Source organism: Rhodococcus sp. EPR-134 (assembly GCF_001647205.1).
Taxonomy (GTDB): Bacteria; Actinomycetota; Actinomycetes; order Mycobacteriales; family Mycobacteriaceae; genus Rhodococcus_F; species Rhodococcus_F qingshengii.
Genome location: NZ_LVCT01000638.1, coordinates 1 through 8,852 on the forward strand (window position 1 = coordinate 1; position 8,852 = coordinate 8,852).

The window sequence follows — 8,852 nt, forward strand, 5'->3', positions numbered from 1 at the left end:
AGGGCGGCACCACGTCCACCGAGGCGGTTCGTCGAGCGATGGCAATCTGACATGAGTGTGCGCCCGCCGCTGCGCGAGCAGGTCTATCGGTCGATCCGGAACGATCTGATGTCGGGTCAGATCGCGCCATCCGAACGACTCGGCGAAGAACGGTTGGCTCATCTCTACGGTGTCTCGCGAACACCGGTGCGCGAAGCGCTCGCGAAGTTGGAATCCGACGGGCTGGTCGAGCGCGACGAACATGGACTCTTTCCGTACCGACCGCACCTCGACGAGTTGGGTGGCCTCTACGAGCTGCGCATACTCCTCGAAGTGCACGGGCTTCGGCGGGTACTCGACGGTGAGGCCCCCGCTCATGATCGAGACGCGCTCGGTTCCGAACTCGACAAGTGGTACGCATTTCTCAAACAGATGCCGGTACCGGACGCCGGCTTCGTGACGCTCGACGAGGAGTTCCACATCGCGCTCCTCGCCTCGTCCGGAAACCATGCGTTGGTCGACGCCTTGCAGGCCGTCAACTCGAAGCTGCGCCCCGTGCGGATGTTCGACTACCTGACTCCCGACCGTATGAAGGCCACCGTGGAGGAACATATCGCCGTCGTCGAGCTGGTTCTGGACGGCAAGATTCCGCAAGCACACGAGGCACTGGTGTCGCACATCGACATCTCTCGTGCGGTTGTCCTCGACCGCGCTCGGCAGGCCCTCTCGTTGGCCGCCATGGCCAACGCTGTGCGGAACTGATCAGCGTAGTGTCGCTGACTTCAGGGTGAAGACTTCGGTGACGTGGTCTCTCGTCAGGGGGATCCTGAGGTACTCCCCCGGTACGGTTGGCTTCGGGCCGAGTACAGAACCGGGGACCGTACCCGTTGTGCCGTCCGAGCATTCGACTGCAACTTCGCTCGTGTAGTCCGCATCAGGCGCAACGTCGCAGGAGAGTCCGGTATCCGTGGTGAAGGCGGAGATGCTCGAATCGGCGGGGCCGTGGATCGCTGTCCCGATTGGATCCGCCGGCGCCGGTGTGCTCGTAGTTGGTGTAGCCGTCGTTGTCGGGGTTGCTGTCGATGTCGGGGTTGCTGTCGATGTCGGGGTTGCTGTCGGTGTCGGCACAGACGCGGTGGTCGTCATCCCTGCAGTGTTCTCAGCTGCCGTGGTCTCAGCTGCCGTGGTCGAAGAAGTCGTCGATGACGGGGGTTCGCTCACCGAAGTAGACGTCGGGCTGACCGCACGCGCAGCAAATCCGGTTGGGAGGCTCAGCGGCGTGACCGGGTATGTCGCGCTGCCAATTCCGCATTGGGCCGTTACAAGATTGAATGTCACGTTTGTGGTGCCCAGTATCTGCGCCCCCAGAATCGCAAAAGCTGCCATCGAAAGACTCACGCTCAGCGTCGATTGCGCCGTTGTTGCCGTGGACGTTCGCGTGCTCACGAGCTTGATGTTCGTGTATTGAATCGTCGCCAAGCCAGCGGCGTTCACAGTGGCGTCCGCCCCTGTTACCGTCACCGATGCGTTCTCGGCAGGCTGTGGAATCGTGAGGACGCGAGATCCCACCGTCACCTGATTCGTGGGGCTACTCGCCGATACCGATGCCCTGTTCGAGGTATCGCACGCAGCCCCTGCCGTAATCGGCGATGCCACAGTGACTATCGGCGCACTGACCAGATCAACCCCCAGTAGAGACAGCAAGTTCACTGTCACGGTCATCGAGGTGAGTGTCGACGTCGCATCGGTATCCGAAACAATTGCCGACTGGCAGCGGCCGCTCGCAGGCTGCCCGACCGAGTAGGCAGCGCACGACGAGATCGATCCGGTCCGGGACAACGAGTTGACGCCCAGTAGCTTTGCTACCACCAGATTGGTTGTGTCCAGGTCCTTTCCAATCGTGTTCTGTTGTGAGACACCTTCGAACATCGAACTGCCGAAAAGATCTATCACGATTCCGCCACTGGACAACCCGAGCCCGCCGGCGCCTCTGCCGTACCCACTCGTCGTCCATGAACCGGTGGAAATCGGGCCGGTAACGTACTCGGAGTCTGTCCACGCCGCTTCTGTCTCTCCGAGGAGTGGGTGAGACGAGAAACCAGAGCCCAGAACAACCGCAACTGCCAATACGATGACTGAAAACAGGTGGCGACGCTTCATTGTCTACCGCCGTCTGGCGGTAGAAGAACCTGAATGGGTTCGGTTTTCGGGTCGGCCGAGTCGGCATCATCGTCGTCATCGGTATTGCGCGGCCAGAATACCGCGACCACCAAAGCGGCCATGGTCAGCGTGATCGCCCCCAGAACAGGAGGATTCGAGAAGTAGACGATCACCCGCGCCAATCCCGGAACGTGCCAGAGCACCTTTCGGACCGTGGTGACCTCGTATACCGCGGGATCAGCCGAAGCGTTGGCATCACCCTTGAGATCGAGAATCGTGATGCCGTTGTCCTGGGTACGAGCGGAGACGACCCGGTGGGTCACCGGCAGTTCGGACACTCCCCGATCGACGGTGACGACGTCGCCCACCTCGACGGAATCTGCCGGTACTTCCCGCACAACTGCCAGAGATCCGGTCGGAATGGTCGGCGACATCGATCCGGTCTTGAACATGATCAGTGTGATGTCGAAAACGAAGGCACAGATCACCAAAGCGATACAGATGACCCCACCGACTGCAAGAACCTGAAGGATGCAGTCCCCGATGATCGTGGGGACCGAACGCTTCTTCGTCCGGGCATGTGTTGCCCGGGCATGTGTTGGCATTGCAGCTCCTTCAGGGTGTTGCACTGAACTGCCAAGTGGGAGTTGCCGTTTTACCGGTCAGCGCCGAGTTGCTCCAATTAGCCGAGGTTGCGGGCAGCGAAATCTCGAAGCACAGCGCCACCGCGGCGCCCGGGGACGCTCCACCGGTGGGTAGCGCGATGGCCCCGACTGCGGAACCAGTTGAGAGCGACGGAAACACCGTCGCACTTCCCACCACGAATTGTGGTGTTCCCGTGGAGAAGGCCGACGCATCACAGGTCGTCGACTTGACCACCCGATACCGCAGCGCCGACGCCAGAGTGGAGTCGCCGGCAACCGTGGCCGCCTGCAGAGTGACGGATGCTGCCGGCGAGACCGGCACTGTTCGAAGAGATATCGGGCCGTACGAGAACGCACCGGGGCGAATCAGGAGCGCCGAGGGCGTGTACGTGAAAACGCCAGGGGCACTGGATGAATGCGACGACCATCCGCCGCCGACGTTCGACTCGATTCCGAATGTTCCGGTGCGAAACGATGCATCGCCCATCGTGCTGTCCACCCAACTGGCCGCCACGGTGGTTGCACCGATACCCAGGACGAGTCCCGAGGCCGCCAGTGCGTACACCTGACGCATTCGCCGTGTGACCACGCAGGCGTCAGGGGGTGGACTGGCCGGTGAACTGCCAGAGCAAGCGCCCGGTGTTCTTGCCCGACACGATCGAAGGGTCGACTCCGGCAGGCAGCGTGACCGCGAAGCACAGTTCCACCGGCACGCCCGTGCCTAGCAAGGTGACATCCGAACCCGAACCTGCCGTCAAGGCCACCGGACTGGCTGTCGTGCCTACCCATGCTGTTCCTGCTCCAATTCCCGCTGCCGTGCAGGTCGTGGAGGGGACACCTCGATACACCGAGTACCGCAGGGCGGGTTTGAGGTCGGTATCACCGCCCGTTGCACCGAGTAGTTGTACCGTCGCGCCGGAAGTGCTGGCCGTGGGACCGATCCGAAGCGCTACCGGCGCGTATACCGTCGTTCCGGGTGAGAGTGCGTCGAATCCCGTGCTGAATTGGAAGTGGCCTGCGGAAGCGTCCACTTGATACTCACCCCAGGTCGTCAGTCCGTCGAAGCTGCCCTGGAGATTCCAACTTCCCGTCTTGAACTGCGCGTCGCCGAAAACGTTGTCTGTCCACGCCGCCAAGGTGACAGCGGCGCCGATACCGAGGACAAGTCCTCCGGCAAGTAATGCACGTACTTTGCGCTTGTTTACAGCCTTCCGATCAGTGGCCATGCTGGTCTCGATTCACTTGGAATGCGAAAGAACCTCCGATTCGGGAAATCTAGCCCCCAATTTCATCCGAAATATCCGAAATGACCGAAATCGAGACAAGAACTTCACGCCTTGTCCGCCTCGCCACCATCCGTGGGCGCTGACCAGGCGGAAATAGGAAAGCCGGCCAGATGGTTGCACCTTCCAACGACGTTTGCGTTCTATTCGCTGAGAAAGGCACCACATTCATGGCCGTCCCACTTTCCATCCTCGATCTCGCCCACATCGGCGACAACGAAACCGCCAAAGACAGCTTCGACGCCAGCGTGACCTTGGCGCAGCGTGCCGAGGAGTGGGGTTACAAGCGAATCTGGTATGCCGAGCACCACCACATGGGTTCCATCGCGTCTTCGGCCACCAGCGTTCTGATCAGCCACGTCGCCGCGCACACCAGCAAAATCCGCCTCGGCGCCGGTGGAATCATGCTGCCCAACCACGCGCCGCTGACGATCGCCGAGCAGTTCGGCACCCTCGAGACTCTGCACCCGGGTCGCATCGATCTCGGTCTCGGTCGCGCGCCCGGTAGTGATCAGAAGACCATGCAGGCTTTGCGACGCGACCCGAGTTCTTCGGACAGTTTCCCGCAGGACGTACTCGAGCTTCAGGGCTACCTCGGCGACACTTCGCGCGTCCCCGGAATCAATGCCGTTCCCGGTAAGGGCACTCACGTTCCGCTCTACATTCTCGGATCGTCACTGTTCGGAGCCAAGCTCGCCGCGATGCTCGGCCTGCCGTATGCATTTGCCTCGCACTTCGCCCCCAACGCCCTGCGCGACGCCGTCGCGATCTATCGACGCGAGTTCAAGCCGTCGGAGCAGTTGGCGGAGCCGTACGTCATCGCGGGCGTCAATGTCATCGCCGCCGACACCCATGAGCAGGCTCAGCAGGACTTCCTCGCGGCCAAGCGTTCGCGCGTCAGCCTTCTTCTCGGACGCGGACGCAAGTTCACGGACGACGAAGCGGACATGCTGCTCGACTCCCCCGCGGGTCAGCAGGTTCTGCAGATGACCAAGTACAGCGCCATCGGCACGCCCACGGAGGTCCGCGCCTACCTCGACGAGTTCACCGAGCATGCACAGGCCGACGAGCTGATCACGGTGTCGACCGGTACCAACCGCGAGGCCTGGTTACGCACGTTCGAACTCCTCGCCGACGTGAGCGATCTGGTACCCGCCTAAGCTGCCGGTATGGGCGATCCATCCCGTCGCGGGTTCATCTCGGTACTGGCAGTTCTACTTTCGACGGGTTGGGCCGCCAACCACTTTGCTTCGCTCATCCCGGTTCTCCGGGTGGACGAGGGCCTTTCGCATACCGTGCTCGACGGTGTTTTCGGTATCTACGCGCTCGGACTCCTACCCGGCCTGTTGACCGGTGGAGCACTGTCGGATCGCGTCGGCCGAGCTGTAGTCGTCCTGCCCGGAGCGCTCATAGCCTCGCTCGGAACCTTGATTCTTCTTCTCTGGCACGACGCGCCCGGGCTCATGGTCGGGCGCCTCGTTGTCGGTATCGGTGCCGGTCTGGCAATCGGCGCCGGCACCGCGTGGACGGCTGACCTTCGCGGCAAGTCCGGAACCGTGCTGGCGGGCGCAGTACTCACCTCGGGTTTTGCACTGGGACCACTGTTTTCGGGTCTGTTGGCACAATTTGCCGCCTTCCCACTCGCTACGCCCTTTGTCGTCTCGGCCGTCTTGTCGGTGGGTTCGGTTACCGCGGCAGCTGTGTGGAGTCGTACACCTGCTCCCACCAAAGCTGCAATGTTCACACAGATTCCCGACCGTGCAGAGCGGTCGGGAACCGGTGTGAAGGTCGCACTGCTCTGGGCACTTCCGTTGGCGCCATGGGTGTTCGCCAGCGCAACAGTGTCTTTCGTGACCATGACGGCCAGGCTCGGGGACCGCTACTCAGGTCCTCTCCTTCCGGGTTTCGCGGCGGCGCTGACTCTGGGTGCTGGAATCCTGGTTCAAACCGCTGCGCGCCATCGCAATTGGGGTCCTCAGGCCGGCACGGTCGGCGCCGCACTGGCGGCGCTCGGATACTGCCTTGTCGCCGTCGGCGGCGCACACCCCGCGCTCGGGTTGTTCATCGTCTGCGCGCTCGTCCTCGGTACGGCCTACGGACTGTGTCTGCGTGAGGGACTGCTCGACCTCGAGTCGCTGGCTCCCCCGGCCTCGCGGGGCGCCCTGACCGGGATCTTCTACGTCGGCACCTATCTCGGATTCGGACTGCCGGTGCTACTGGTCGTCATCGAACCCACCATGGGTCCGTCACTGCCGTTGGTGATCCTCGCCGCTGTTGCCGCCGTCGTTGCCGTGGTCCGATTCCGTCGATTGCGGTCGCCCCAGGCTTCCACGCCACGTCCGCGTCTCGAAGCCGCATCGGTCTGAACACCCGTTCGGACGGAGTTGGCGGTACTTGCAGTCGCAGCTACCCGGCGGTGTTAGCGTCGGAGGACCAGAAGGTCACTGCGTAGGGACACAGCAATGGGCAAGAGCGAGGCGGGCAAGGCCGAATCGGCCAAGAGTAGTGCGGACGACCTGACGGGTCGGCGCATCCTGATCACCGGCGCTGCCCGCAATATCGGTTCTTCGCTGGCCAGACGCCTGTACGACCGTGGTGCGTCCGTGGGACTGCTCGGCCTCGAGCCTGAACTTCTCGAACAAGTCGCCACTTCCTGCGGCCGCGCGCCGTGGCAGTTGTGCGACGTCGCCGACCTCGAGCAGGTATCTCGCGGCGTCGACTACATCGCTGAGAAGCTGGGAGGCATCGACGTCGTCGTCGCCAATGCCGGTGTCGAGGCGAACTCGTCGATCCTCGGCGGCGACCCTGCGGACATGCGCCGCGCCGTCGAAGTCAATCTCATGGGCACGTACTACACCCTGCGCGCAGCCGGTCCGCACATCAGTCACGAAAACGGTTACGCCCTTGTGGTCGCCTCGGCTCACGGCGCCGCCAAGCATCCGTTTCGCGGACCGTTCGGTGCTTCGCGCGCCGGCGTCGAAGCCTTGGGTGACGCGTTGCGCTTGGAAATGAAACACCTCGGCACCAAGGTGGGCGTCGCGTATATCGGCGACATCGACACCGATACCACCGCACTGTCGTTCGACGGAGCACGCGGAACCCTCGCCAGCGCCGGCACCACGACCGTCGCTGACGCCGTCGACGCGTTCGAGCGCGGTATCGTCGGCCGGAAGTCACGCGTACACGCGCCCCGCCGCAGCGCCGCGGTTCGCCACATCGCGCAACGAGCTATCGACCTCCGTCCCTCTCACATCCGTGGAGTCGCATGAACCCCCGCATCCCGCCCGGCCGATTCAAGGACCTCGGTCCGATCAACTGGGGAATCTGGCGTGTCCTGTCGAAGGCTGCCGGAGCACCCGATGCGCATCTGTTCAGCACCTTGGGGCGCACGGGCGGACTCTTCCGCGGTTGGCTGCACTACTCCGGCTCACTCATGCCCGGCGGCAAGATCTCTCGCCACGACACCGAACTGATCATCCTGCGGGTCGCGCACCTGCGGGACTGCGGTTACGAGATGGATCACCACATCAGGCTCGGCCGCAAAGCCGGAATCGACGCAGAAGAACTGGCCCGAATCATCGAGGGCCCTGGCGCTTCCGAGTTGAGTCCGCGTCACCGTGCGATCTTGACTGCGGTCGACGAGTTGGTCACCACCAAGGACGTCACCGACGACACGTGGGGAACGCTCTCGCAGCATCTCGACGATCGTCGGTTGATCGAATTCACCTTGTTGGTCACTCAGTACGACGGCCTGGCCACCACGATCGGAACCTTGCGGGTTCAGCGCGACTTCTCCTGAAGTTCCGCGGCGGCCGTAACTCAGCTCTAACCCGAAGACATCTGGACGAAACACCTGATCAATAGCGTATACAGGTATGTCGACAGGGATGAATACGGCGCCGGAGCCACTGCGTGAGGTGGTCTACCGGGAACTACGCACCGAACTGGTCAACGGGACTATCGGGTTCGATCAGCGCCTGACGGAACCGAAACTCTCCACGCGTTTCGGCATTTCTCGCACACCAGTACGGGAAGCGTTGACGATGCTGTGCGCCGATGGACTCCTGCGCCGGGAAGAGTACGGGTTCTCCGCCGTGCGCCCGAGTATCCCGCGGATCCGAGATCTGTATGAACTCCGAATCACGCTGGAACTACAAGGAATTACCCGGGCGATCGCAGATCCGACGATCCGGCACGACCGAACAATCCTCGACGACGAATTGGTGCGGTGGCGTGCCCTGGCTCTCGATCCGCCCGCTCAGGAACCGGGGTTCGTCGAACTGGACGAGGAATTCCACGTCGCCGTACTGAGGGCGTCGGGAAACAATGAACTGGTCGCGTCGCTGCTGTCGGTGAATTCCCGTATCCGGCACGTTCGGATGTACGACTTCATGGTCAACGGCCGCATCGACACCTCGATCGCGGAGCACATTCGAATCCTCGAAGAACTACGTGCCGGCAATCTGCCCGAGGCCCGCACGCTTTTGCACCAGCACATCGGCGAGTCTCTCGACGTCGTCCTCGACTGGGTGACCCGCGCGATCACCGCGCTCTCACTCGCCAACATCACGGACTGATCGGAGCAGTACACACCATGACCATCGCAGCAGAAGTTTTCACCCCGACAGCCCGGGTCGAGCAGGCATTCCAGCGGATCGAGGAAGTAGATCGCCCCGAAGTCTGGATCACGTTGCGCCGCAAGGAAGATGTGCTTGCCGATGCCGCTTCGGTCGAAGCCAGAATCGCCACGGGCGAGCATCTTCCTCTGGCTGGGCGTCTGGTCGCC

General features: G+C 62.6%; 11 protein-coding genes and 1 pseudogene. 9 read left to right on the forward strand and 3 right to left on the reverse strand.

The genetic code is table 11. The features are described from left to right. The first annotated feature begins 51 nt into the window (after positions 1-51). From A2J01_RS28000 to A2J01_RS28010, 3 genes are all read left to right on the forward strand, one after another. Positions 52-741 (forward strand): GntR family transcriptional regulator, encoded by a 690-nt coding sequence (locus A2J01_RS28000; RefSeq protein WP_042923309.1) that lies wholly within the window; start codon positions 52-54, stop codon positions 739-741. Between the two features lie 205 nt (positions 742-946). Beyond that, a complete protein-coding gene (locus A2J01_RS28005) occupies positions 947-1,447 on the forward strand; it encodes a hypothetical protein (protein ID WP_064114035.1) in 501 nt (166 codons plus the stop codon). A gap of 114 nt (positions 1,448-1,561) precedes the next feature. Then, entirely contained in the window at positions 1,562-1,783 is a 222-nt protein-coding gene (locus A2J01_RS28010) for a hypothetical protein (protein WP_042923314.1), read from the forward strand. 352 nt (positions 1,784-2,135) lie between these two features. Here A2J01_RS28010 and A2J01_RS28015 read toward each other — a convergent pair whose 3' ends face one another. Genes A2J01_RS28015 through A2J01_RS28025 form a run of 3 tightly spaced genes read right to left on the reverse strand, consistent with a single transcriptional unit; the run spans position 2,136 to position 4,009 of the window. Further along, complete coding sequence (locus A2J01_RS28015; protein WP_064114036.1) at positions 2,136-2,744, reverse strand: signal peptidase I; 609 nt, start codon at positions 2,742-2,744, stop codon at positions 2,136-2,138. A 10-nt stretch (positions 2,745-2,754) separates the two neighbouring features. Then, complete coding sequence (locus A2J01_RS28020) at positions 2,755-3,372, reverse strand: hypothetical protein (RefSeq protein ID WP_230359616.1); 618 nt, start codon at positions 3,370-3,372, stop codon at positions 2,755-2,757. Positions 3,373-3,379: 7 nt separating this feature from the next. Beyond that, on the reverse strand, positions 3,380-4,009 hold the full coding sequence (locus tag A2J01_RS28025; protein ID WP_007735401.1) for a SipW-dependent-type signal peptide-containing protein: 630 nt from the start codon (positions 4,007-4,009) through the stop codon (positions 3,380-3,382). A gap of 227 nt (positions 4,010-4,236) precedes the next feature. Between A2J01_RS28025 and A2J01_RS28030 the strand changes: the two genes are divergently transcribed. The 6 genes and pseudogenes from A2J01_RS28030 to A2J01_RS28055 all read left to right on the forward strand — a co-directional run. Continuing rightward, positions 4,237-5,226, forward strand: a complete 990-nt coding sequence (locus A2J01_RS28030) for an LLM class flavin-dependent oxidoreductase (RefSeq protein ID WP_064114039.1) — start codon at positions 4,237-4,239, stop codon at positions 5,224-5,226. A gap of 9 nt (positions 5,227-5,235) precedes the next feature. Further along, positions 5,236-6,432 (forward strand): MFS transporter, encoded by a 1,197-nt coding sequence (locus A2J01_RS28035; RefSeq protein WP_064114037.1) that lies wholly within the window; start codon positions 5,236-5,238, stop codon positions 6,430-6,432. 96 nt (positions 6,433-6,528) lie between these two features. Continuing rightward, entirely contained in the window at positions 6,529-7,335 is an 807-nt protein-coding gene (locus tag A2J01_RS28040) for an SDR family NAD(P)-dependent oxidoreductase (RefSeq protein ID WP_042923321.1), read from the forward strand. Continuing rightward, positions 7,332-7,865, forward strand: a complete 534-nt coding sequence (locus tag A2J01_RS28045) for a carboxymuconolactone decarboxylase family protein (protein WP_003941526.1) — start codon at positions 7,332-7,334, stop codon at positions 7,863-7,865. The genes A2J01_RS28040 and A2J01_RS28045 overlap by 4 nt, the downstream gene beginning before the upstream one ends. A 76-nt stretch (positions 7,866-7,941) precedes the next feature. Continuing rightward, positions 7,942-8,643 (forward strand): GntR family transcriptional regulator, encoded by a 702-nt coding sequence (locus A2J01_RS28050; RefSeq protein ID WP_064114038.1) that lies wholly within the window; start codon positions 7,942-7,944, stop codon positions 8,641-8,643. 17 nt (positions 8,644-8,660) lie between these two features. Further along, a pseudogene (locus A2J01_RS28055) lies at positions 8,661-8,852 on the forward strand (allophanate hydrolase); the annotation flags it as partial.